Origin of the sequence: Vibrio sp. 99-70-13A1, from assembly GCF_013114625.1 — a bacterium.
Classification (GTDB): Bacteria; Pseudomonadota; Gammaproteobacteria; order Enterobacterales; family Vibrionaceae; genus Vibrio.
In genome coordinates this window covers 61868-86073 of record NZ_VTXD01000016.1, presented here as the reverse complement: position 1 = coordinate 86073, position 24206 = coordinate 61868, and the positions used below count along the sequence as shown (strand labels likewise).

21 protein-coding genes are annotated in these 24206 nt (G+C 42.9%); 10 read left to right on the top strand and 11 right to left on the bottom strand.

What is annotated here, in order from left to right:
* Window positions 1-426: 426 nt before the first annotated feature.
* From hemG to F0226_RS12045, 3 genes are read right to left on the bottom strand one after another with little or no spacing between them, the layout of a single operon-like run.
* The gene (gene hemG, locus F0226_RS12055) at window positions 427-954 is read right to left on the bottom strand and encodes a menaquinone-dependent protoporphyrinogen IX dehydrogenase (protein ID WP_171735865.1); all 528 of its coding nucleotides are present in this window, start codon (window positions 952-954) and stop codon (window positions 427-429) included.
* A 9-nt stretch (window positions 955-963) separates the two neighbouring features.
* Window positions 964-2421: a TrkH family potassium uptake protein gene (locus F0226_RS12050; RefSeq protein WP_137375454.1), complete on the bottom strand. Its 1458-nt coding sequence runs from the start codon at window positions 2419-2421 to the stop codon at window positions 964-966.
* A 34-nt stretch (window positions 2422-2455) separates the two neighbouring features.
* Window positions 2456-3079 (bottom strand): YigZ family protein, encoded by a 624-nt coding sequence (locus tag F0226_RS12045; protein ID WP_171735864.1) that lies wholly within the window; start codon window positions 3077-3079, stop codon window positions 2456-2458.
* A 227-nt stretch (window positions 3080-3306) separates the two neighbouring features.
* On the opposite strand from F0226_RS12045, the gene fadB reads away from it, so the two are divergent.
* From fadB to F0226_RS12030, 3 genes are all read left to right on the top strand, one after another.
* Window positions 3307-5478 (top strand): fatty acid oxidation complex subunit alpha FadB, encoded by a 2172-nt coding sequence (fadB, locus tag F0226_RS12040; protein WP_171735863.1) that lies wholly within the window; start codon window positions 3307-3309, stop codon window positions 5476-5478.
* Window positions 5479-5504: 26 nt separating this feature from the next.
* Entirely contained in the window at window positions 5505-6668 is a 1164-nt protein-coding gene (gene fadA / locus F0226_RS12035; RefSeq protein ID WP_171735862.1) for an acetyl-CoA C-acyltransferase FadA, read from the top strand.
* Between the two features lie 258 nt (window positions 6669-6926).
* A complete protein-coding gene (locus F0226_RS12030; RefSeq protein WP_171735861.1) occupies window positions 6927-7907 on the top strand; it encodes an MDR family oxidoreductase in 981 nt (326 codons plus the stop codon).
* A gap of 141 nt (window positions 7908-8048) precedes the next feature.
* Here F0226_RS12030 and yiaA read toward each other — a convergent pair whose 3' ends face one another.
* The 3 genes from yiaA to F0226_RS12015 all read right to left on the bottom strand — a co-directional run bounded on the left by yiaA (window position 8049) and on the right by F0226_RS12015 (window position 9997).
* Window positions 8049-8507 carry an inner membrane protein YiaA gene (yiaA, locus tag F0226_RS12025; RefSeq protein ID WP_171735860.1) on the bottom strand — a complete coding sequence of 153 codons (459 nt, stop codon included), beginning with the start codon at window positions 8505-8507 and terminating at the stop codon, window positions 8049-8051.
* Window positions 8508-8628: 121 nt separating this feature from the next.
* A complete protein-coding gene (locus tag F0226_RS12020) occupies window positions 8629-9579 on the bottom strand; it encodes a LysR substrate-binding domain-containing protein (RefSeq protein ID WP_171735859.1) in 951 nt (316 codons plus the stop codon).
* A gap of 232 nt (window positions 9580-9811) precedes the next feature.
* Window positions 9812-9997: a hypothetical protein gene (locus F0226_RS12015; protein WP_171735858.1), complete on the bottom strand. Its 186-nt coding sequence runs from the start codon at window positions 9995-9997 to the stop codon at window positions 9812-9814.
* Window positions 9998-10146: 149 nt separating this feature from the next.
* On the opposite strand from F0226_RS12015, the gene tusA reads away from it, so the two are divergent.
* Window positions 10147-10395, top strand: coding sequence for a sulfurtransferase TusA (tusA, locus tag F0226_RS12010; protein ID WP_137375446.1), 249 nt, complete (start codon window positions 10147-10149; stop codon window positions 10393-10395).
* A 97-nt stretch (window positions 10396-10492) separates the two neighbouring features.
* Window positions 10493-11602 carry an OpgC domain-containing protein gene (gene opgC, locus F0226_RS12005; RefSeq protein WP_171735857.1) on the top strand — a complete coding sequence of 370 codons (1110 nt, stop codon included), beginning with the start codon at window positions 10493-10495 and terminating at the stop codon, window positions 11600-11602.
* Between the two features lie 31 nt (window positions 11603-11633).
* On the opposite strand, the gene F0226_RS12000 is transcribed toward opgC, so the two are convergent.
* The 4 genes from F0226_RS12000 to F0226_RS11985 all read right to left on the bottom strand — a co-directional run bounded on the left by F0226_RS12000 (window position 11634) and on the right by F0226_RS11985 (window position 16030).
* Complete coding sequence (locus tag F0226_RS12000) at window positions 11634-12968, bottom strand: helix-turn-helix domain-containing protein (protein ID WP_171735856.1); 1335 nt, start codon at window positions 12966-12968, stop codon at window positions 11634-11636.
* A gap of 106 nt (window positions 12969-13074) precedes the next feature.
* Complete coding sequence (locus tag F0226_RS11995) at window positions 13075-13335, bottom strand: hypothetical protein (RefSeq protein ID WP_171735855.1); 261 nt, start codon at window positions 13333-13335, stop codon at window positions 13075-13077.
* Window positions 13336-13536: 201 nt separating this feature from the next.
* The gene (locus F0226_RS11990) at window positions 13537-15174 is read right to left on the bottom strand and encodes an ABC transporter substrate-binding protein (protein WP_253820808.1); all 1638 of its coding nucleotides are present in this window, start codon (window positions 15172-15174) and stop codon (window positions 13537-13539) included.
* 301 nt (window positions 15175-15475) lie between these two features.
* The gene (locus F0226_RS11985; RefSeq protein ID WP_171735853.1) at window positions 15476-16030 is read right to left on the bottom strand and encodes a TMEM165/GDT1 family protein; all 555 of its coding nucleotides are present in this window, start codon (window positions 16028-16030) and stop codon (window positions 15476-15478) included.
* A gap of 439 nt (window positions 16031-16469) precedes the next feature.
* On the opposite strand from F0226_RS11985, the gene glyQ reads away from it, so the two are divergent.
* The 4 genes from glyQ (at window position 16470) to F0226_RS11965 (ending at window position 23260) form a co-directional block, all read left to right on the top strand.
* Window positions 16470-17387: a glycine--tRNA ligase subunit alpha gene (gene glyQ, locus F0226_RS11980; protein WP_171735852.1), complete on the top strand. Its 918-nt coding sequence runs from the start codon at window positions 16470-16472 to the stop codon at window positions 17385-17387.
* Window positions 17388-17389: 2 nt separating this feature from the next.
* Window positions 17390-19471: a glycine--tRNA ligase subunit beta gene (gene glyS, locus F0226_RS11975; RefSeq protein WP_171735851.1), complete on the top strand. Its 2082-nt coding sequence runs from the start codon at window positions 17390-17392 to the stop codon at window positions 19469-19471.
* Window positions 19472-19672: 201 nt separating this feature from the next.
* A complete protein-coding gene (locus F0226_RS11970; RefSeq protein WP_171735850.1) occupies window positions 19673-21760 on the top strand; it encodes an alpha-amylase in 2088 nt (695 codons plus the stop codon).
* A gap of 249 nt (window positions 21761-22009) precedes the next feature.
* Window positions 22010-23260: a valine--pyruvate transaminase gene (locus F0226_RS11965; RefSeq protein WP_171735849.1), complete on the top strand. Its 1251-nt coding sequence runs from the start codon at window positions 22010-22012 to the stop codon at window positions 23258-23260.
* Between the two features lie 119 nt (window positions 23261-23379).
* Here F0226_RS11965 and F0226_RS11960 read toward each other — a convergent pair whose 3' ends face one another.
* Window positions 23380-23814 carry an Hsp20 family protein gene (locus F0226_RS11960; protein ID WP_171735848.1) on the bottom strand — a complete coding sequence of 145 codons (435 nt, stop codon included), beginning with the start codon at window positions 23812-23814 and terminating at the stop codon, window positions 23380-23382.
* 142 nt (window positions 23815-23956) lie between these two features.
* Here F0226_RS11960 and F0226_RS22665 point away from each other — a divergent pair, with 142 nt between their 5' ends.
* A complete protein-coding gene (locus tag F0226_RS22665) occupies window positions 23957-24079 on the top strand; it encodes a hypothetical protein (RefSeq protein WP_301338156.1) in 123 nt (40 codons plus the stop codon).
* Window positions 24080-24206: the final 127 nt, after the last annotated feature.

Sequence of the window (24206 nt, the reverse complement as noted above, 5' to 3'; positions counted from 1 at the left end):
CCAACAGAATGGTAATGAATTGACTGTGCCAAATAACCGAAGTTATTCGTATTGGTCACTCAGTTCATTGAAACCAAATTGATTTCCGAGGAAATCTTGTTTTGATATTCATCAACGAGTGCCCACACAGATTGATAGGTTTAAATTGTTAAAGAGCTTTTCCTTTTGAGCTTCGCTCAAATCGGACGGTCATTTTAGCTATTTAAGTTTTAGTGTCAACCACTTTTTTCAAAACTTTCTTCAAGCACTTGGCTTGGCTAACTTGACTGGTTAATTCGTTCTGGTTTCCTAAGAAGCCTTCCCGTTTCAACGAGGTCGCATTATAGAGATCGGCGTCACGTTGGCAAGGATTTTTTTACGTTTTTCTTATCTTTTTATCTGTTCGACTAAAAACCAGTCAAAACGCCTTATAAATAAGCTTTATTACTACAGATTTCTAAATTTATCGGTAAAAAGAGAGACCTTGTTCCAATTTGTATACTCAACTTCTTTGGTTGTATCCGTTTCCCCACCCGTCATATTCATAATAAAGCGAATCATCACTCTATCGAACCATTTATAACGCGGGTAATAAAGGGCTCCAGCAAATACGCCTATTAATGAAGGCTGCCACGGCGACTTTTTAAGAAACGTCTTTATATACGCACTTCCTTCTGGTGTATCTTTACCTTGGTCCTCTTTACGAGCAGTTAAATTGACACAGAAGAACGCAACATTATGCGTTTGGAGCTGTTTCAAGTTCTTTCCAATAAACTGGTACAGTTTTTTGTTCAAGTGACCATAGCGAATAGAAGCACCAATCAGTACTCTGTCATAGTGTGTAAAATCAATCTCATCGACCAAATGCAAATCTTTCACTTCGCATTCAAAGTCTTTTAATTCTTCTTCTATATAGTGCAGAATTTTTTTAGTCTGACCTTCTCGGCTTGAATATAGAAATAAAGCTTTTTCCACAGTGGTTCCTTAGCTACGCCAAAACGTAGGTGTAAGTAGAATTAATAGAGTAAATATTTCCAAGCGCCCAAAAAGCATAGAAACAATCAAGACCCACTTTGCTTTGTCATTAACATCGCCAAAGTGAACAGAAACCTCGCCAAGACCAGGACCAAGGTTATTCAATGTTGCCGCTACAGCAGAGAAAGCACTCAGCTCATCCATGCCTGTTGCAATAAGGGCCAACATACAAACAACAAAAACAAGTGCATAAGCAGAAAAGAAACCCCAAACTGCATCCACCACTCGTTGTGGTAATGCTGAGCCTCCAACTTTAATTGTATAAACAGCTCTAGGGTGAACAAGACGTTTCATTTCACGAGCGCCCTGCAGAGTCAGGAGTAAAATACGTATTACTTTCATGCCACCGCCCGTTGAACCTGCACATCCTCCTATAAAAGAAGAAAAAAGCAAAAGCACCGGTAAGAATAGTGGCCATTCAGAAAAACCTGTCGTCGTAAATCCAGCCGTAGTTGAAATGGAAACGGTTTGGAAAAGTGCCTGATCAAACGCATCATAATAAGAGTCATAGGAATGATGATTAAGTAACAGCAAGAAACAGACAAGAAACAAGACAACTTGTATAAAGATAAAAGCGCGAAACTCTGGATCTTTCCAATAATATTTAGGGTGTACACCACCAGAAGCAAAGGCCGCAAAGTGTAGTGAATAGTTACACGCGGATATAAGAAGGAACACCACGGTAATCATATTAATAGCAGGGCTATTAAAATACCCCATACTCGCATCGTGAGTAGAGAACCCACCAATCGCGATAGTTGAGAAGCTATGGCTGATTGCGTCAAACGCACTCATTCCTGCTAACCAGAATGCAACCGCACAAGCAATAGTCAAACTTAGGTAGATATACCAAAGTGCTTTAGCTGTTTCTGCTATTCGCGGAGTCATCTTACTGTCTTTCACTGGCCCCGGGATTTCAGCACGATATAGCTGCATACCACCGATACCCAAAACAGGCAAAATAGCGACGGCAAGTACAATGATCCCCATACCACCAAACCACTGCAAAAACTGGCGATAGAAAAGAATCGCTTTAGGGAGGTCATCCAGCCCTACAATGACGGTTGCCCCTGTCGTTGTTAGAGCAGAAAAAGATTCAAAAAAGGCATCAGTGACTGAAACATTAGGATTATCAGCAATGAGGAAAGGTAAAGCACCCGCGCTGCCGATTACTGTCCAAAATAAAACGACGATCAAAAAGCCATCTCGAGCTTTTAATTCATGTTTATGTCGGCGGTTGGGAAACCAACTTAATGCACCGAAAAATAGCAGTACAAAGAAAGTAGTAACAAAGGGAACACCAGCACCATCTCGGTAGATCAACGCAACCAAAGCTGGCGCGAGCATTGAAACACTGAAGAGAGCGAGCAGTAACCCGACGATTCGAATAATTGAACGAAATTGCATGAGTGATTAACCGAAGCGAAAAGCTTCAAACTTCCTAGTTATCTTTGATTTTCGAGACCAGTGCCTTAGCACCACTTTTATTAATCACGGTCTGCGTAAACGCTTCAACCTGACGAAGTTCTATTTCAATCACCAACTCAACTTGAACTCCATAATTCGCATGCACTTCTTGCGCATCATATTGAGTCATTATTGATTGTGCGATTGGCATGAATCCATAGTCTAACTCTAGCCGTAGATTTGTGGTTATTTTTTTCTCGATAGTTTGAAGCAGCTTGAGAGCTTGTTGTACTCCCCCACCATACGCTTTCACTAAACCACCCGTCCCAAGTTTGATTCCACCTGAATATCGCGTAACTACGGCAGTCAACTCCCCCACACCAGAACCTGATAACTGAGCCAAAATAGGCTTGCCCGCAGTGCCTGATGGTTCACCATCATCACTGAAACCCCATTTCATTGAATCTTCAGGGCGACCCGCGACAAACCCCCAGCAATTATGCCTTGCTGATGAGTGCTCTTGTTTGATTTGCTCTATAAATTTTTTAGCCACTTCTACACTTGGTGTATGGGCTAAATGAGTGATGAAAACACTCTTCTTTATTTCTTCTTCAAATCGCGCGGATTCCAAAGGCACGAGAAACGGCTGGTCATTCATATTGTTGGCTTTTTCACTAAGGTCGGCAAAGTGTATCACGCAGAAAAGATAACAGTTAGAGATCTGTCCTAACGCACAATGTTAAACAATTGTTTAAAAAATGTATTGAATTTAACCAATCTCAAGTTCACACTAAAAACACTGGTCTAACCAGAAGAACAATAACGTAATCAATATAACAAAAATTCTCTCACGCAATCACGAATTGTATGTCATGGAGATAGACAATGATTTACCAAGCTAACACCCTACAGGTAAAGGAATTACAAGATGGAATAGCAGAGCTGAGCTTCTGTGCTCCAGCTTCCGTAAATAAGCTCGACCTTGCTACTTTAGAATCCCTAGACCAAGCACTAGACGCCCTAAAAGCCCACTCTGGCTTACGCGGTTTGATATTAACTTCAAACAAAGACGCGTTTATTGTCGGTGCTGATATCACTGAATTCCTAGGCTTATTTGCTAAGCCAGAAGCAGAACTTGATGAATGGTTAAGATTCGCCAACTCAATCTTTAGCAAACTCGAAGACCTTCCTGTTCCAACCCTTTCAATGATGCGCGGTCATGCCCTTGGCGGCGGCTGTGAGTGTGTACTTGCCACTGACTTCCGTATCGGTGACAAGACCACCAGCATTGGTTTACCCGAAACAAAACTGGGCATCATGCCTGGATTTGGTGGTTGTGTAAGATTACCCCGAGTTATTGGCGCAGACAGCGCAATGGAAATCATCACTCAAGGTAAAGCATGTCGAGCAGATGAAGCACTCAAGATTGGCTTGCTCGATGCAATAGTCGAAACAGACCAATTACTAGAATCAGCAATCAATACCGTTTCTTTGGCTGCAAACGAACAACTGGATTGGCAACTTCGCCGTAAGCAAAAAACATCGGCACTGTCATTAAGCAAACTCGAAGCCATGATGAGTTTCACAATGGCGAAAGGTCTTGTTACTCAAAAAGCTGGTCCTCATTATCCAGCGCCTATCACTTCGGTTATTGCTATTGAAGAAGCCGCTCGAAGCGATCGCGATGCTGCTCTTGATATCGAACGCAAACATTTCGTGAAATTGGCTAAGTCCGAAGAAGCAAAAGCATTGGTTGGTTTATTCCTAAATGACCAGTACATCAAAGGGCTTGCTAAACAGGCAGGAAAATCAGCAAACAAAGCTACAGAACGCGCTGCCGTACTAGGTGCTGGCATCATGGGTGGCGGTATTGCTTACCAGTCAGCGCTAAAAGGCGTGCCTGTGATGATGAAAGATATCGCACAAGCATCGCTTGATCTCGGCATGAATGAAGCTTCTAAACTGCTAAACAAGCGCTTATCACGCGGTCGCTTAGACGGGTTCAAGATGGCAGGCATTCTATCTTCTATTACTCCAAGCCTACATTATGCCGGCATTGAACAATCTGACGTGATTGTAGAAGCCGTGGTTGAAAACCCGAAAGTAAAAGCAGCGGTGCTTAGCGAAGTAGAAAACCACGTGAGCGAAGACGCCGTTCTAACATCGAATACCTCAACGATTCCGATTAACTTACTGGCGAAGTCGCTAAAGCGCCCAGAAAATTTCTGTGGTATGCACTTCTTCAACCCAGTACATCGCATGCCTTTAGTTGAAATTATCCGCGGTGAGCACACTTCAGAAGAAACAATTAACCGTGTAGTTGCTTACGCAGCGAAAATGGGTAAATCGCCTATCGTTGTTAATGACTGCCCAGGCTTCTTTGTTAACCGCGTGCTTTTCCCGTACTTCGGCGGATTTAGCATGTTGCTACGTGACGGTGCTGACTTCACTAAAGTGGATAAAGTAATGGAGCGTAAATTCGGTTGGCCAATGGGACCTGCCTACCTACTCGATGTGGTTGGTTTAGATACGGCACACCACGCACAAGCTGTAATGGCTCAAGGTTTCCCTGAGCGCATGGGCAAAGAAGGACGTGATGCTATTGATGCCCTATTCGAAGCTGATAAATACGGTCAGAAGAATGGCAGCGGCTTCTATAACTACAGCGTAGATAAACGCGGTCGTCCTAAGAAAACCTTCTCTGCAGATATTCTTCCTGTACTCGCTGATGTTTGCCAATCTCCACAAGAGTTTGATGACCAAACCATTATCCAGCGCGTGATGATTCCAATGATCAATGAAGTAGTGCTGTGTTTGGAAGAAGGCATTATCGCCTCTCCACAAGAAGCAGATATGGCATTGGTTTACGGCTTAGGCTTCCCTCCATTTAGAGGCGGCGTATTCCGCTACTTAGACAGTGTGGGTATTGGTAACTTCGTTGAAATGGCGAAAGGCTACCAAGACTTAGGTGCTATGTACCAGGTTCCTCAACTATTGCTTGATATGGCAGCGAAGGGCGAAAGCTTTTATGACGCCCAACAAGCCAGTTCTCTGTAACCCACATTTGGAAAAGGAATAGCAAAATGAAAAATGTAGTTGTTGTTGATTGCCTTCGTACCCCAATGGGACGTTCCAAAGGTGGAGCTTTCCGTCACACACGTGCTGAAGACTTATCTGCGCACTTGATGAAAGGCATTTTAGAACGTAACCCAGAAGTGAACCCTTCAGAAATCGAAGACATTTACTGGGGTTGTGTACAACAAACCCTTGAACAGGGCTTTAACGTTGCACGTAATGCGGCGCTTCTAGCGGGCTTACCGATTGAGATTGGCGCGGTAACAGTAAACCGTTTATGTGGTTCATCTATGCAAGCTTTGCATGATGCAACGCGCTCTATCATGGTGGGTGATGCTGAGATCTGCCTGATTGGCGGTGTGGAACACATGGGTCATGTTCCAATGAACCACGGTGTAGATTTCCACCCTGGCATGTCTAAGAATGTAGCAAAAGCCGCGGGTATGATGGGCTTAACCGCAGAAATGCTAGGTAAAATGCATGGTATTAGCCGTGAAGACCAAGATGCATTTGCAGCTCGTTCACACGCTCGCGCTCAAGCTGCAACTGTTGAAGGTCGTTTCAAAAACGAGATCCTTCCAACAGAAGCTCACGCGGCAGACGGCTCACTGTTTACGCTCGATTACGATGAAGTAATTCGCCCAGAAACCACCGTTGAAGGTTTATCACAGCTTCGCCCAGTATTTGACCCAGCTAACGGGACAGTAACAGCAGGCACGTCATCAGCATTATCAGATGGTGCTTCTGCAATGCTTATTATGAGCGAAGAAAAAGCCAATGCGCTTGGTCTTAAGATTCGTGCTCGAGTGAAGTCGATGGCAATCGCAGGCTGTGATCCATCCATCATGGGCTATGGTCCTGTCCCTGCAACTAAAAAAGCACTTAAGCGTGCAGGCTTGAGCATTGAAGATATGGGCGTTATCGAACTTAACGAAGCATTCGCTGCTCAGTCTCTACCTTGTGCGAAAGACTTAGGCTTACTGGATGTTGTTGACGAGAAAGTAAACCTTAACGGCGGTGCAATTGCGCTGGGTCACCCACTAGGTTGTTCGGGCTCTCGTATCTCTACGACCTTGATTAACCTAATGGAAGCACAAGACGTGAAGTACGGCTTAGCGACTATGTGTATTGGTTTAGGGCAAGGTATCGCAACGGTATTTGAACGCCCTTAGTTCACATGCCCTTTGCAAATCCGTGCTTAAGCTAAACTGCACTTAAGCTAAACAGCACGGATAGATAAGGCTGCACTGCAAGCCACATCTAGAGCGCAACTCATGATTACATGGTTGCGCTTTTTATTAACCATATTTACTCATACTCAATTTATGCATAAAACGCATAGATCTAATGTTGAAGTTTCATTATTTTTTCTCTGATTTGTCGTCTAAAGTTATTGGCAGATTCCTAATATTCCTCCCACGGAGCAGATCATGTTTAAAGCACTTGTATTAAACCAAGAAGATAAAAAAACCATCGCGGCAGTTTCTCAAATTGATGAAGCACAACTGCCAGAAGGTAACGTAAAAGTTGACGTTAACTACTCTTCTCTTAACTACAAAGATGGCTTAGCAATAACAGGCAAAGGGCGCATTGTTCGTAACTTCCCGATGGTTCCTGGTATTGACCTTTCTGGTGTGGTTTCTCAATCAGATGACCCTCGCTACAAAGAAGGCGATGAAGTTGTTTTAACAGGTTGGGGCGTTGGTGAAGGTCACTGGGGCGGCATGGCTGAAAAAGCGAGCTTAAATGGTGATTGGTTAGTACCAATGCCAAAAGGGCTAGACGCTAAAAAAGTAATGGCGATTGGTACCGCTGGTTTTACTGCAATGCTTTGTGTTCAAGCGATTGTAGATGCAGGTATTAAGCCTGAAGATGGTGAAATCTTAGTTACAGGTTCAAGTGGTGGTGTTGGCAGTGTGTCTATTACCCTACTAAATCAACTCGGTTATAAAGTTGCAGCGGTAACGGGTCGCGCTGCAGAAAATGGTGAGTTACTAAAATCACTAGGTGCCTCTCGCATTGTTGAACGTGCAGAGCTTGAAGAACCAGCAAAACCATTAGAGAAACAATTATGGGCTGGTGCTATTGATACTGTAGGCAGCAAAGTGTTGGCAAAAGTATTGGCTCAAGTGGACTATAACGGCGCAGTAGCCGCTTGTGGTTTAGCTGGCGGGTTCGACTTACCAACAACCGTAATGCCATTCATTCTGCGTAATGTTCGCCTGCAAGGTGTGGACTCAGTTATGTGCCCACGAGAAAAACGCATCAAAGCTTGGGAGCAACTGGCTGAGCTTCTACCTGAATCTTTCTACGCTCAAGCAACTAAAGAAGTTTCTTTAGATGAAGCGATTCAAGCAGCAGAAGACATCACTAACGGTCAAATTACTGGTCGCGTTGTTATTAAAATCTAGTGTTATCAAGATCTAGAGCTACTAAGACCGAGTGCTATTAAGAGCTAGAGCTATTAAGGTCTAGAATCTAGTCCGCTCTAAAAGATCAAGGCTAAGCAGATAACGCTTAGCCTTGATTATATCTCTATTGAATTTAGCCGCTTAATCGCTGCTTTTTTGTGGAGCCTGTTCAGCCTCATCATCAAACATTGTTACTTTTGCCTCTGGGCAAGCGGCAATATCTCGAACATTCTTTTGAATCGTAATCACAGCGAACAAAGCCAACGTGAAAGCCATGGCAAAAAAGCCTTTCTCACTTAATGCCAATTCTGCATTTCTTAGCCCAATAGCAAACAGAATAATTGCAGCAGCCAAAGCCACTCGACAACTCATGACATACATCGAAGTCACTTGAATTCCTTCAAGCTTATCGCGTACCGTCTTTTGTAGTGAGATCGCTGAAAATAAACCAAACAGCAATAACGATAAATAGTATCCCTTTTCATTCAACTCCATTGCGGAGTACCACAAGCCAAATAAGTAAGCTCCTGCACCAATAATAAACGCACCCCATGCCGACGCAACAAAAGCAGCCGTTGGTTTTTGATATGGTTGTTCCATTACACATCTCTCCTTAGAAATGAGTAAATTAGGCAGCTAGAAAAACAAAATCAAATGACCTTACCAACTCTGGGAAACATTAATCATTATTAATAATGTCAATTACATATATAGACATGACCTAGTTGCGATTAAAAAAACCTATATCTTCGATACGCTTTTCGATTAGCTCCCCACACTCTTCTTTGAGAACACGCCTTAACCACTGCTGTGAATCAGAGGAATCACAACGTGAATGCCAAATCAGTGAATAATCAAACGGCACAAACTCAAAGGGCAGAGGCTTAATGACCAAGTCATAACGATCGGCAACTAGATACGCCAGATCCGCAGGGACAGTGATAACTAAAGGCATTTTGTCGACAATCGCTAACGCAGCTTCAAGGTGATAAGCACGTAGCGCCATTTTTCTAGGTCTTTGATTAACTAAGGCGTTATCTAGTAAAGCTTTTACACCATCACTAATGGCAATCATCGCATGTGGCAAAGAAACATAATCTTCTAACGTTAAAACACCATCAGCTAACGGATGATTTTTAGATAACAAACAAGATACGCCAACAGGACCAAGGATCTCTTGGTGTAAGGGAGTCACAGGACCAGTAGGACGACAAATCGCCATATCCACACGCTCTGTACTTAACTGCTTAAATAAGTGCTCATGTTGAAGCGGGGCAAATTCTAAAGAAATGTTAGGGGCTAATTCATAAACCTTAGGCAAGGCGTAAGGCAAAATCGTCTGCATTGCATAATCGGTCGTCGCAATAACAAACCTTTCATCGCAATAGTATGGGTTAAAGTCACTTGGGGTCAGTAATTGGCGAAACGATTCCAAAGGTTGATCAATACGCTGGCTGATCTCTAGTGCTTTTTTGGTTGGAATTAAACGCTGACCTTGGCGAGTAAATAAAGGGTCATCGAGCAAATCTCGAAGTCGACCTAGAACTCGGCTGGTCGCAGATTGGCTCAAGTTCAGGCGAACAGCAGCTTGGCTTACACTGCCTTCTTCAATTAAGACCTTCAAAGCCACAAGCAAATTTAAGTCTCGACGATAAATATCTTCTAGTTCCACACTCAATTACCTAAATGCATACACCCGTCTTTTATAGCATGCTTTAGATAAAAAAAATCCCGCATTTAAGCGGGGAAGCCCAAGAAAACTGGGGATAGTGTCGGAATGTAGTCGTATCGGAATTAAGTTAAATCGCTGTAGCTTTAAATATCTAAAATCTGCCTTCAATGCTTTAAAAACGGTTTTTAAAAAAGACTTCAAAAATCAGCTTTTAAAAACAAAGTTTATCTAATTAATGCTCTTGCTCTTCTGGCGAATTTTGCCAGCGGCGCATTTCAAGCCAAATGCCACCAAGTGTTGCTACTACACCGATTAAAGGTGTAAATGAAGCCTCTGCGGGTGTACGTAACACTAACGCACAAAAAGAAATAAAGCAGAGAACCGAGTAAATCGTAAGTCTGTCTAGTGCTGTCAACATCGCCACTCCTTAGCAAGTTGTCATTGTTGCAAGTTGTTATCAACTTGTTAATTAACTTATAGGAAATAATTCAGCTTGCCAAGCACTTATTGCATATTTTTTCTGCGGACGTATCATTCTCTGCTCAGAAGCACATAGAGAAGCAAACCATGATATTCAACCCTGAACTCGCAACACACACTTTAGAAGCTGAAGGGCTACGTTGCCCAGAACCAGTCATGATGGTCAGGAAGACGATTCGAAATATGCAGGATGGCGATGTGTTACTGGTCAAAGCGGACGACCCTTCAACTACCCGAGACATTCCAAGCTTTTGCCGATTTATGGATCACCAACTTGTTGGCGTACAAACGGAACAATTGCCTTATCAATATTTGATTAAGAAAGGAATGCTATAAAGTTTCGTTAGTGTCGCGATTCATTCAAGCACCACACAATTAGTCAGTTTTTTTATGTTCCTCCCCATACTCTGTCATGACTAAGGGAGGAAACACTATGCAACGTAACCATTCTATCGACACCATTCGCGGCGCTTTGCTGCTCATCATGACCATCAACCACTTTATATGGATAACCGTTGGTTGGGCTAATATTCAACTCATAACTTTGCAGCCTTTTGGGCAGGTGGGTGCTGCGGAAGGGTTTATTTTAGTTTCAGGGCTGATGGTCGGGCTTATCTATACTGGTGCTGATGCCGCATCAAACAAAAAGAAGTTACTAACACGGGCGAAGCAGCTTTATATCTATCACTTGATAGCGATTCTTGCGGTTCTCACTATCGCTTACTGTTATATATCTTTTTCACAACCCGCCAATACTTTTTATAGTGAGCTATTTCCAGGGTTAATCGGGAATACACTACCAACACTGGTCGCCAGTTTTACGCTGCTGCATAAGCCTCCATATTTTGACATCTTACCAATGTACGTCGCTTTCTTATTGATATCGCCATTGGTGATCAGCCAGCTGAAGAAAAAACGCATCGCTTTAGTTATCACAATCAGTGTTCTGTTGTGGCTAGGCAGTCGTTACTTTGACCTTTCGACATTACTCACTCTTTACTTCAGCGAAAGGGCGATTAACACAGGCTACTTTAGCTGGCTGGCATGGCAATTGATTTTCGTTGTGGGGATATGTCTTGGTTACTGCTCACGACATCAACCTATCAATTGGTTTAAGCACCCAGCAATTACCTTTTTAGTCAGTATCATAGCTCTAGTATTATTTGTTTTTCAGCGAAATATTTTTTCTCAGTATGGCATTCATCAAGGAACCCTGTATGAACTAGCAGATAAGCCTCTACTGGGCTGGCTGAGAATCTTTAACCTATTCTTACTGGTCTATTTATTCGGTTATATTATTCATCGATGGCCACAAGCTTTAACCTTTAAACCATTAGCTTTACTCGGTAGACATTCGCTTTATGTTTTCTCATGGCATTACGTTGTTATTTTTTCGGTTGCCCCAATTGCATTAGGCTTCTTTGATTTCCAGCCGAACATCACGGTGTGCTTAGTTATCGTTTCATTGCTTATTTTCGTGCCAGCCTTAATCAGAGAACGAAACAAAAGCCCCAAATTAGTCGTAGAGAAAGAAAGCAACTAACATCGACTATTTCAATCAGCCATTATCCCAGTTAGCGCTTTGCAACTGGGATAAGTAACTCGATATACCATTCATGGTTTGATCTTTCTTCGGCACAGGTTATCCACTCAAAGCCTTGTACCAAAACATATCTCGACTCTGTCAAATGAGAGTAATAAAGACTATCCAAGCTTTCCCCTATATTGGCTAATGTCCCTATCAAAACGCACTTCAAGTATTTTCCTGCTTCCACCTTTACAGCACGATCGGATTTTTCTTCTATAAAACGACTTACTTGATAGTCATGGCTGGTTGTATAGCCATCACTGTCAGCCCGACCAATAAGCAACTGCACTTGTCCTGTATTCACAGCAGATAAACAGTCACTATATTTTTCAAGGATGTAAGCTAAACGCTGGCTCTTTTGAACCAAATTGCCAGGAATAGTATCAATATCTAAACAACCAGATTGTTCAGGTTTTAAGGTCAAGTCTTTCCCAAGATGGTGAATACTTGATGGGAGATCGATTAACTCTAAGGTAGGTTTCAACTCAACGCGAAATTGTAAACTACCTGACGGTTCCAATTTCCAAACATAAGGAAGTCGATTTAAAGTCAGTTTATGTTGGTAGCAATAGACGTGGTGAAGGTAAATAAACAGCGCAGAAATATACATGCTATTAGGTAAGGAGAAACGCCACATTGTCCGAGCCGTTAACTCAATATTCGCTAATGGTTCATTAGATGGCTCTTCATCACCATCACACACCGCTAGCATTTGAAATTGCCCTGACCGCCCAGAACAATTATTACGATACTCCAACACATAATATTGGCGACCTTCATGCCGCCACTCATATGTAGCTTCATTAAAGCTATCCCACAATTGAGTAACCTTGGTGGATAAAGTCTGAGAATTAAAAAACACCGAAGAGAAATTTTGCTGAACACCCACGAGTTCCTGCGACTCAAACATTTCTTCCTTCGGCGGAGATGCTAACATTGCTTGAAAAAATTGCAGATAAGTAGAATCGATCTTAGGAATCCCGACAAGTTTAGCTAAGGTGGGATCTCGTTTAAAATGTTTGGGGGAAACGTTAAAAGCCTGCTTCACCGCACGGTAAAATGCCTCTTGCGATTCAAAGCCGAAATCAAGTGCAATATCAATAATACGATGATCAGAATGAGCAATCGCTTCTATTGCTAACGTGAGCAAACGTAGCCGGTAATAACGACCGACACTGATACCGGTGAAGCGTTTAAATTCGTGCTGTAAATGCCATCGACTAACTTTGAGTATTAAAGACAACGCATCAACATCCAACTTTTTAGGTAGCTGAATTTCTACGGCTTCTAGGATACGAAAAATGAAAGGGAACTGTCGCATAACAGCAGTATCAGCAAAGCGATAGCCTCAAGCAATCTCACTGAAAACACTTTACGAAACACTTCAAAATTTATAATAAAAAGGCAGCCCTGAGGCTGCCATTCATTTATTCATTGTCTTCTAAGTTACGCACTTGTGATTGAAGCTTTTCAATCTGTTTATTCATTGAGCGTAATTCTTTGTGCATTGGAATAATATGCGCAACCCGAATCCAGGCTTCTACTGCTAAGCCCGTCATGATCAGCGAACCTGCTACCATTGGCAGCCACATATCAGTCAATACCATACCCAATAACGTCAGACTAAGACCAAAAGTAAACAAATAACTTTGGCTCTGTGGAGTCATTCCCATATAACGTGTAAGCATAATTAAAGCCCTCTAGCTGCTAGGGTTATTGAACTATTTCTGCTTCTAATCTACCACGCGAATCATGACAATTATATGTCAGCCATCACGTTCGAATACTCCTCATATCGAATATTTTATAACACCCATTTCCCCTGAATTTATCTTCAAGCTCCAAGGTATAGTTGAGGCTCAAAGATAAGTACTTTACTGATATCCAGATTAAGATCTTGGTTTTAAATCCAAAACATGCAGCAAACGTTCGGGTGTACCTTCCCAAACCATTGGGCGACCTTTAGGGTTATCCGCAGTCCACCAGCCTGTGAATCTAAGAGTGTTGTATTGGTAGAAATTCGAACCCGAAATCACAGGAACCGTCACTTGGTTTTCCGCAATTAGCGCTTGAATATCATGCGCGATATCTTGCTGTTTATTATGGTCTGCTGTTTTGTAGAAGCTATCAAGTAAGGTATCAAGTTGCTCATTCTTCCAATGATGCATGGCAAACCTTGGCATACCTTCAGACTCTTGAAGTCGAGAGTGGTAAGCACTATCCCAATACTTATGCGGTGTAGGTCCATGGAAGTAATTGGTGTAAGCCACATCATATTTAGCAGACAGCATCGACTGATTGTAAATAGAAAAGTCTGGCGTTCTTGCTTTGGCATTGATGCCAACTTGATGCAGCTGCTCGGTAGAAAGCATCACGGTATTATTAAAATCCGTCCAACCTTGTGGAGACTGAATCAATAACTCAAATTTTTCACCTTGCGGAGTTTCAACAAAGCCATCGCCATTAATGTCTTTATATCCAGCCTTTGCTAATAGTGCCTTCGCATTCTTTTGCGAGAAGGTCATGAAAGGTTTGAATTTAGCGTGTACCGCTTCATCAGACCAAGCTTCAAAGGCATAACCTAGACCTGAAGCAAAATCATTCACTACACCGTTACCGTAGTTAGCAATATCGATAAGTGACTGACGATCCAGCGCCATAGAAAACGCACGGCGGAATTGAACGTCATTCAAAACTTTGTGCTTAACTGGATCTTTCGAAGCGTAATTGAACATGAAAGATTGAGTGCCTGCTGGCGGATACCAATAGCCGTGATTAGGCGACACATCGACAAAGGTTTTTTCAATATCAGGCACAAATGAACCTGCCCAATCGATGCGAGAGTTGACCAACTCGCCTAATACTTGATCATTGTGGTTCATTTGAGGAATACGCAAACAATCCACATCCAAATTCGAGTTATCCCAATAATTCGGATTTCGACATTGTACGAAAAGCGTTGGAGTGAACACTGGCAACTCAGTAAAAGGACCAGTACCAATCGGGTTTGGATTTAAAAATTCAGCAGGGTCTTTTACTTCTTTCCATAGGTGTTCAGGAACAACTGGAACCTGAACTATTTCATAAGTACCGTTGGTATTCACTTCTTTCATATGGAAGCGAACTTGGTACTGGTTCAACTTCTCAACGGATTTAATTTTATTGTTAATACCGCGGTCATCAAGTGATGGGTAATTTCGAACCATATCAAACGTGAAGACAACATCGTCAGCATCAAACGTTTCACCATCCGACCACTTCACACCTTTACGCAAATCAAACGTAATGCTTAACAGATCTTCACTCATTCGAAAATCTGTCGCTAAGCGGTATTCAGGAACGTTGCCTTTTAACTCATTAAACACGACTAATGGTTCGTACATGAAATCCCGAGCAGTATGCATACGAGAAACAGCATAAGGGTTAAAGTTACGGATTAAAGATGCATTGTGGTTAGGAATAATGGTGAGTTGCGATAGGTTATCGAGATCTGGACTTGCCTGCGCAGAAAAAGCAAAAGCAGACATGATGGCGCTAAACAGGAGTGTTTTTTTCATAATGATATTCCGTTATTCAATTGCATGAAAAATAACCACAACTCAATAGCATATCAATTTGATCACCCTCTATAAAAAACAGCAACTAATTGTAAGTTATAGATTTAATAATTATTTGATATTAAACCCACATCATTTAACAACAGATTGGAAGTACTCCATCGGCTCAGTTCAAGTATTGCAAGGTTAACGGTGTAACCTTACAACACTTGTAACAAAGTTTAACTCGCCCATGAATCACTCAAGATGCGAGTGACCACAAAATAGCGGATTACAAAACTGCCGCACCAATCGCGAGGGCAACAAAAAGACTTGCTGTGATCTTACGGATTAAATCGAGAGGTAATCTATCCGCAGACATATTGCCAAGCACGACTACAGGTACATTGGCTAATAACATGCCAATCGTTGTACCAAAAATGACAAGCAACAACGCATCTGAATATTGAGCTCCAAGGATCGAGGTCGCAATTTGAGTTTTATCACCTATTTCGGCAATAAAGAAAGCAATAAAGCTCGCCACGAATGGACCGCGGTTAGAAATACTTTCATCGTCATCCAGCTTATCTGGAATGAGAATCCAGCCCGCCATAATGACGAAGCTCACCACTAAGACCCATTTCAAAATTTCAGGAGATAAGTAATCGGCAACAACGACCCCTAGCCATGCAGCAAGGGCATGATTAGCGATGGTAGCTAAGAAGATTGCCGCAATGATCGGAAAAGGCTTCCGGTAACGGCTGGCTAATAAAAGGGATAATAATTGAGTTTTATCACCGATCTCGGCCAAAGCCACAGTGGTAATTGAAATTGCTAAAACGCTCACGACATGCTCATTGGGGCGAGGATTATTATATTAGAACCAAAGACAAACCTCGCGCCCCACCCCGGTTCACGATGTTTGTCTAAGGTCTTGCTAAACGGTCTCGATGTATTTGTATTTTTATCATCGATATCTCGTCTCGAACGCCATGGTGATGTGCACCAATTATGTTGACGAACGAACTTACTCAACTAAAAACATGAATAAGCAAGCTACTCCCCAAAGACCGCGCGATTTTAATCACCCAAGTACTCAAAAACAAGCATCAAACTCGCTAAAAAATCCACTTGCCCCGAAAAACGAAGATTAAAGGCAAAAAAATCCACTAAACGACATTTTAGACCACTAATTAAACAGGATTACCCCTACTCGCATTACCAATATCTGGGTATACTCAATAGCTATTTTTATTAATTATTCAGAAGAATCGCGCGAACTGACTATGCAAAAATTCGATATCAAAACCTTCCAGGGAATGATCCTCGCGCTGCAGGATTATTGGGCTCAAAATGGCTGTACGATTGTGCAACCTTTAGATATGGAAGTAGGTGCTGGCACCTCTCACCCAATGACATGTCTACGTGCACTTGGCCCAGAGCCAATGTCTACGGCATACGTTCAACCTTCTCGTCGTCCGACCGATGGTCGTTACGGTGAAAACCCGAACCGTCTGCAGCACTACTATCAATTCCAAGTAGCTCTAAAACCTTCTCCAGATAATATCCAGGAGTTGTACTTAGGTTCTCTTGAAGTGCTAGGTGTCGACCCATTAGTTCACGATATTCGTTTCGTAGAAGACAACTGGGAAAACCCAACGCTAGGCGCATGGGGTCTTGGTTGGGAAGTATGGCTAAACGGCATGGAAGTGACTCAATTTACTTACTTCCAACAAGTTGGCGGCCTAGAGTGTAAGCCAGTAACTGGCGAGATCACTTACGGTATCGAGCGTCTAGCAATGTACATCCAGGAAGTAGATTCAGTTTACGACCTAGTATGGAACGTAGCACCAGACGGTTCAAACGTGACTTACGGTGACATCTTCCACCAAAACGAAGTTGAGCAATCAACGTACAACTTCGAGCATGCAGACGTAGATTTCCTATTCACTTTCTTCGACCAGTGCGAAAAAGAGTGTAAAGAACTACTTGAGCTAGAGAAGCCGCTTCCGCTTCCAGCTTACGAGCGCATTCTAAAAGCAGGTCACGCATTCAACATCCTTGATGCGCGCAAAGCTATCTCTGTAACAGAGCGTCAACGTTACATCCTTCGTATCCGCAACCTGACTAAATCAGTTGCAGAGGCGTACTACGCGTCACGTGAAGCGCTTGGCTTCCCAATGTGTAAGAAGGAAGGTAAATAATCATGGCGAAGAATTTTCTAATTGAACTGGGTACGGAAGAGCTTCCACCAACGGCTCTTCGTTCTCTAGCTGAAGCCTTTGCTTCTAACTTTGAAGCAGGTCTTAAAACTGCTGAGCTTTCTCACGAAGGCATCAAGTGGTACGCAGCACCTCGTCGTCTAGCACTTAAAGTGACGGCACTGGCTGAAGGTCAAGCAGACAAAGTGGTTGAGAAGCGTGGTCCTGCTATTTCTGTAGCATTCGATGCAGAAGGTAACGCAACTAAAGCGGCACAAGGTTGGGCTCGTGGTAACGGTATTACTGTTGAGCAAGCTGACCGTCTGAAAACAGACAAAGGCGAGTGGCTTCTTTTCAAACAAGAAGTGGCTGGCAAACCAGTTCAAGAATTGGTGATGGACATTGCTGCGAAAGCACTAGCTGGTCTACCAATTCCTAAAGCAATGCGCTGGGGTAACTCAGACATTCAATTTATCCGTCCAGTGAAAACACTGACAGTACTACTAGGTGATGAGCTTGTTGAAGGCGAAATCCTAGGTGTAGCTTCTGCTCGTACTATCCGTGGTCACCGTTTCATGGGCGAGCAAGAGTTTACCATCGACTCTGCTGACCAATACCCTGCGATCTTAGAAGAGCGCGGTAAAGTAATGGCAGATTACGATGCGCGTAAAGCGATCATCCTTGCTGATGCTAAAAAAGCAGCAGACGCGGTTGGCGGTATTGCTGACCTAGAAGATGACCTTGTTGAAGAAGTGACCTCTTTGGTTGAATGGCCAGTAGTTCTTACTGCTAAGTTTGAGCAAGAGTTCTTAAAAGTGCCTTCTGAAGCTTTGGTTTACACCATGAAAGGCGACCAGAAGTACTTCCCTGTTTATTCGCATGAGATTGGTGACGCTGAAAGAAGCCTTCTTCCAAACTTCATCTTTGTTTCGAACATCGAGTCTAAAGAGCCTCGTCACGTAATCGAAGGTAATGAGAAAGTTGTACGTCCACGTCTTGCTGATGCAGAGTTCTTCTTCAATACAGACCGTAAGCGCCCGCTTATCGACCGTCTTGCTGAACTAGACCAAGCTATCTTCCAGAAGCAACTGGGTACTATCAAAGACAAGACAGACCGCATCACAGAGCTTGCTGGCTACATTGCCGAGCAAATCGATGCTGACGTTGAGAAATCTAAGCGTGCTGGCCTACTGGCTAAGTGTGACCTAATGACATCAATGGTATTCGAATTTACGGATACTCAAGGTGTGATGGGTATGCACTACGCGACTCACGATGGCGAAGACGATCAAGTAGCACTGGCACTTTACGAGCAGTACATGCCTCGTTTCGCAGGTGATACTCTACCAAGCACTGGTATTTCATCTGCAGTCGCAATGGCAGACAAGCTAGACACTATCGTAGGTATCTTCGGTATTGGCCAAGCTCCAAAAGGTTCTGACCCATTCGCTCTGCGTCGCGCATCACTAGGTGTGCTACGTATCATCGTTGAAAACGGCTACAACCTAGACCTAACCGATCTAATCGGTAAAGCGAAAGAGCTACTAGGCGACAAGCTAACCAACGAAAACGTAGAAGCTGACGTTATCGACTTCATGTTAGGTCGTTTCCGCGCATGGTACCAAGATGCTGGTTTCAGCGTTGATATCATCCAAGCGGTACTAGCGCGTCGTCCAACTAAGCCAGCTGACTTTGACCAACGTGTTAAAGCGGTTTCTCACTTCCGTGAACTGGAAGCAGCAGAAGCTCTAGCAGCAGCGAACAAGCGTGTAGGTAACATCCTTGCGAAATTCGATGGCGAACTACCAGCAGAAATCGACCTAACGCTTCTTCAAGAAGACGCAGAGAAAGCACTGGCTGAAAACGTTGAAGTAATGACGGAAGCACTAGAACCAGCATTCGCAACAGGCAACTACCAAGAAGCCCTAAGCAAGCTTGCTGATCTACGTGAACCTGTTGATGCATTCTTCGATAACGTAATGGTTATGGCTGATGACGAAGCGCTTAAGAAAAACCGTCTAACGCTACTGAACAACCTACGTAACCTGTTCCTACAGATTGCTGACATCTCTCTACTGCAAAAATAAGCATGAGTGAGACAGTTGCTCTAAGTCATACTCTGAGCAGCGCAAGGTAAACACCCAAAGGGAAGCGAAAGCTTCCCTTTTTGTTTTTGTGAACTGCGTAATTATTTGTAGAGGTAATATTGGATAACCGAATGAATCAGCACTCAGACTGTAGGTCTCCTTATTTGTTATAAATGTGCTGTTTATTCGGGGAAGGACACAATGAAAAAAACAACACTCGCGCTTTCAATTCTCGCACTCAGCGCATGCAGCCAAACCACAGACAACAACTTATTGCTCATCATAGATAACGAGACTCTTACCTTTCAGTCGACAGGGCAAGGCACGTTATTAGCAGAACATGAGCTAGCAAAAGGCAGCTATGCTTTTTCTATCGGTGATGCTCAGCAAACCTGTGGTACCAACTACTCTCTAGCTGAAGAAAGTCGCATCAAGTTCAATAAACCCCTTCGCTTAGACGATTGCGCCGAAAAATCTGAAATCAACATAAAAGTATTTCGTCCTAATACCTACCAGTTCACATTAAACCCACAAACGAATGAACTCACGGTTAAGATCAAACCAAAACAAGAAGAAGTACAAAGCTTTACTTGCCCTGTACCAAGTGATTCACCGACCACAATCAATGTCGCTAAAACCTTTGATGATGGCACCTTGGTAAGAGACGCCCTTTCAGGCAAACAAGTCACAGTTACCAACGGCAGCGTCACTATGCAGCCTGCAAAAAACAGCCAAGGTGTTTTACTGCTTGAGAAAGTAGAACCCGAAGCCAAAGCCGATTTTAGTTGGGATAACGCCACGGTTTACTTCGTAATGACCGACCGCTTCCATAATGGTAACCCTGACAACGACAACAGTTACAACCGCAGCCAAGACGGACAAGATGAAATAGCCACCTTCCACGGTGGTGACCTAGCGGGTTTAACCGAAAAGCTCGACTACATTGAATCACTCGGTGCCAATGCTATTTGGATAACCTCGCCTTTAGAACAAATCCACGGCTGGGTTGGTGGTGGCGACAAAGGTGATTTCAAACACTATGGCTATCACGGCTACTACCACCAAGATTGGACTAAGCTCGATGACAATATGGGCACAGAAGATGAACTGAAAACCTTCATCGATACCGCGCACAGCAAAGGCATCCGCGTTGTTTGGGATGTGGTAATGAACCACACGGGCTACGCCACTCTTGCCGATATGCAAGAGTTCGACTTCGGTAAGCTGAATCTAACAGATGCTGAAGCTCGCAAAGCACTTGGTGAAAAATGGACAGATTGGCGACCGAAAGAAGGACAAAACTGGCATTACTTCAATAACTACATTTCTTACAGCGATAAAGAAGCATGGGAAAAATGGTGGGGTAAAGCATGGTTACGCAGCGATATTGGGGCTTACGACTCTCCGGGCTACAACAACATCACCATGTCATTGGCGCACCTTCCTGATTTAAAAACGGAATCAGCGGAGAAAACAGGTCTGCCTAACTTCTTCGTGAATAAGCAAACCAACGCCAGCAGTGATCTGCAAACCCCGCGTGAACACCTTATTACTTGGTTATCTGACTGGGTACGTGAATACGGAGTCGATGGCTTTAGAGTTGATACAGCCAAGCACGTTGAATTAGAAGCTTGGGCTGAATTAAAAGAAAGCACCAACCAAGCACTCGCAGAGTGGAAACAAAACAATCCAGATAAAGCGCTAGATGACTTACCATTTTGGATGACGGGTGAAGTTTGGGCTCACAGCGTGGTGAAATCAGATTATTACGATAATGGTTTTGATTCCATCATCAACTTTGAGTTCCAAAGTGATGTCGCACCAAAAGCATTAAAGTGCCTATCCGATCTTGATGCTGATTACCTTCGTTACGCAGAAAAGGTCAATAACGATAGTAAATTTAACGTGTTAAGTTATCTTTCTTCTCACGATACATCATTATTTTGGGCACAGCATGGCAATGACTTCGCGAAACAAACCAAAGCTGCAAATGCACTCATGTTAACCCCTGGCGCCGTACAAATTTATTATGGCGATGAGATTGCACGTGATTTTGGTCCGACGGGATCAGACCCTATGCAAGGCACTCGTTCAGATATGCCTTGGGATCAAATCACGGGTGAAAGAGCCCAGTTACTGCAACATTGGCAAGCACTTGGTCAATTCCGTCAACGTCACCCAGCTGTAGCTCAAGGAAAGCATATTATTCGTAACCACGAAGGGTACTACGCCTTTGAAAGACAGTATAAAGATGACAAGGTATTAGTTGTTTACACGGGTTCAAAATAGCGGAACCAGAGTAAAACACACGAAATTTAAAGGAGAAGCTTTGGCTTCTCCTTTTTTTATCCAAAGCCTTTTTCGCACAGTAAACAAACCCTCAAGACCTGCCATATAGAAGTTTTTTACGTGTTAAAGCATTTCGGGCTATGCGTCGCAAAAGCATTGCGGTATGTTCAAGGATTACACTGATGGCAGACATTTGGTCTGGCAAATAAAATATAACAAGCAATCACAATGAATTAGGTATAAAACGCAATGCAATTCTCTAAGTTTGGTGAAAAGTTTAATCGATATTCTGGTATTACGCGTCTAATGGACGACCTAAATGATGGTCTTCGTACTCCTGGCGCCATCATGCTCGGTGGTGGCAACCCCGCCGCTATTCCAGCCATGCTCGATTACTTTAACCAAGCCAGTGCAGAAATGCTCGCCAGTGGAGAGCTTATTGCAGCAATGGCAAATTATGATGGCCCTCAAGGGAAAGACGCTTTCGTAAAATCATTAGCAAAGTTGCTCAAAGATACTTACGGTTGGGATATTAGTGAAAAGAACATTAGCCTAACCAACGGTAGCCAAAGTGGCTTCTTCTACCTGTTTAACTTATTAGCGGGTCAGCAAACCGATGGATCCCATAAAAAAATCCTGCTGCCTTTAGCGCCAGAATATATTGGGTATGGTGATGCAGGTATTGATGACGATATTTTTGTGTCGTACCACCCTGAAATCGAGCTGCTCGATAATGGTTTATTTAAATACCATGTAGATTTTGAAGAGTTGAAAGTTGATGATTCGGTAGCCGCTATTTGTGCTTCTCGCCCAACCAACCCAACGGGTAACGTTTTAACAGACGAAGAAGTACATAAACTCGATAAATTAGCACGCGATAATAACATCCCGCTATTAATCGATAACGCTTATGGCCTGCCGTTTCCAAATATCATTTTTGAAGATGTAGAACCTTTCTGGAATGAAAACACTATCTTATGTATGAGCTTATCTAAGCTTGGTTTACCTGGTGTGCGCTGTGGCATTGTTATCGCCAGCGAAGAAATCACCCAAGCGCTTACCAATATGAATGGCATTATTAGTTTAGCTCCAGGCAGCTTGGGGCCGGCTATTGCTAATCATATGATTAAGAAAAATGACTTATTGCGCTTAAGCACTGATGTCATCAAACCTTTCTATAAACAAAAATCACTGCGTGCCGTCGAGTTGCTACAACAAGCGATCACTGACCCTAGATTTAGGATTCATAAACCTGAGGGGGCGATATTCCTATGGCTATGGTTTGACGAGCTACCAATCACTACCATGGAACTGTACGACCGCCTGAAAGCTCGTGGAGTATTGATTGTCCCTGGGGAATATTTCTTTATCGGTCAAAATGACGAGTGGGATCATGCTCATCAGTGCCTAAGAATGAATTACGTGCAAGACGATGAGGCGATGCAAAAAGGCATTGCGATTATTGCTGAAGAAGTGAAAAAAGCCTATCAACAAGCCTAAGTCTTATTGTTGGGTCTAACCTATATAAATCAATACTATAGAATTTAAAAAGAGCACCTACATGGTGCTCTTTCACTCTTATTTCCCGATATGTTTTAGTTCAAATGAACGTATAACACTTAGCCTTCTAGTAAGCTTTTACCATTGATAGCAATCTTACGTGGCTGCATTGCTTCAGGGATTTCGCGTTCTAGGTCGATATGTAGAAGACCATTTTCCATACTTGCGCCTACCACTTTTACGTAATCAGCCAGTTGGAATTTACGCTCGAAATCACGCTCTGCGATACCTTGATAAACGTAAGTTTTCTCTTCTTCTGTTTTACGCTCACCTTTAACAATTAGCATATTCTCTTTCTGAGTCAGATCTAATTGCTCATCAGCAAAACCAGCAACCGCCATGGTAATACGGTATTGATTCTCGTCTTTTTGCTCGATGTTATATGGCGGGTAACCACCAGAAGTATTCTTTGAAGTGTTTGCTTCCATCATATTTACTAGACGATCGAAGCCAATTGCGTTGCGGTATAGTGGAGTGAAATCTACAGTTCTCATAATGCTATCCTTTTAGTAAGCAATAGTCTTAGCTGTGAATATTACTGAGATCATGCCTGTGAGTGATCTCGTAATCAGCTAAGAGATTCAGTTGGCATTCCTCGGGTTTCACTTTCTTTAGTGACAACTCTGGGACATGTTCATGAATCAATATCTAAATTGTGTGCTGCTAAAGTTATCCTCTCTTGAGCGATACTTCGTCAGCGGCTATGAAGGTTCTGTTTCTTCTCTTATTGAGCAAGACAGTCATCCTCTTCATAACTAGATATGTGGATTGAGCAAAATAGTTTCAAGGGATTATTTTAAATTATTTTTCCAATTCAATATTTTTCAAATAGTTACAGACATAAAAAAGCACCGCCAATAGACAGTGCTTTCAATTTTTTAATCAT

Bases quoted from the DNA above. Each gene is read 5' to 3' on its own strand.
- F0226_RS12050 (WP_137375454.1), bottom strand. From the start codon at position 2,421: ATGCAATTTCGTTCAATTATTCGAATCGTCGGGTTACTGCTCGCTCTC.
- F0226_RS12045 (WP_171735864.1), bottom strand. From the start codon at position 3,079: ATGAATGACCAGCCGTTTCTCGTGCCTTTGGAATCCGCGCGATTTGAA.
- fadB (WP_171735863.1), top strand. From the start codon at position 3,307: ATGATTTACCAAGCTAACACCCTACAGGTAAAGGAATTACAAGATGGA.
- fadA (WP_171735862.1), top strand. From the start codon at position 5,505: ATGAAAAATGTAGTTGTTGTTGATTGCCTTCGTACCCCAATGGGACGT.
- F0226_RS12030 (WP_171735861.1), top strand. From the start codon at position 6,927: ATGTTTAAAGCACTTGTATTAAACCAAGAAGATAAAAAAACCATCGCG.
- yiaA (WP_171735860.1), bottom strand. From the start codon at position 8,507: ATGGAACAACCATATCAAAAACCAACGGCTGCTTTTGTTGCGTCGGCA.
- F0226_RS12015 (WP_171735858.1), bottom strand. From the start codon at position 9,997: ATGTTGACAGCACTAGACAGACTTACGATTTACTCGGTTCTCTGCTTT.
- tusA (WP_137375446.1), top strand. From the start codon at position 10,147: ATGATATTCAACCCTGAACTCGCAACACACACTTTAGAAGCTGAAGGG.
- opgC (WP_171735857.1), top strand. From the start codon at position 10,493: ATGCAACGTAACCATTCTATCGACACCATTCGCGGCGCTTTGCTGCTC.
- F0226_RS12000 (WP_171735856.1), bottom strand. From the start codon at position 12,968: ATGCGACAGTTCCCTTTCATTTTTCGTATCCTAGAAGCCGTAGAAATT.
- F0226_RS11995 (WP_171735855.1), bottom strand. From the start codon at position 13,335: ATGCTTACACGTTATATGGGAATGACTCCACAGAGCCAAAGTTATTTG.
- F0226_RS11990 (WP_253820808.1), bottom strand. From the start codon at position 15,174: ATGTCTGCTTTTGCTTTTTCTGCGCAGGCAAGTCCAGATCTCGATAAC.
- glyQ (WP_171735852.1), top strand. From the start codon at position 16,470: ATGCAAAAATTCGATATCAAAACCTTCCAGGGAATGATCCTCGCGCTG.
- glyS (WP_171735851.1), top strand. From the start codon at position 17,390: ATGGCGAAGAATTTTCTAATTGAACTGGGTACGGAAGAGCTTCCACCA.
- F0226_RS11970 (WP_171735850.1), top strand. From the start codon at position 19,673: ATGAAAAAAACAACACTCGCGCTTTCAATTCTCGCACTCAGCGCATGC.
- F0226_RS11965 (WP_171735849.1), top strand. From the start codon at position 22,010: ATGCAATTCTCTAAGTTTGGTGAAAAGTTTAATCGATATTCTGGTATT.
- F0226_RS11960 (WP_171735848.1), bottom strand. From the start codon at position 23,814: ATGAGAACTGTAGATTTCACTCCACTATACCGCAACGCAATTGGCTTC.
- F0226_RS22665 (WP_301338156.1), top strand. From the start codon at position 23,957: ATGAATCAATATCTAAATTGTGTGCTGCTAAAGTTATCCTCTCTTGAG.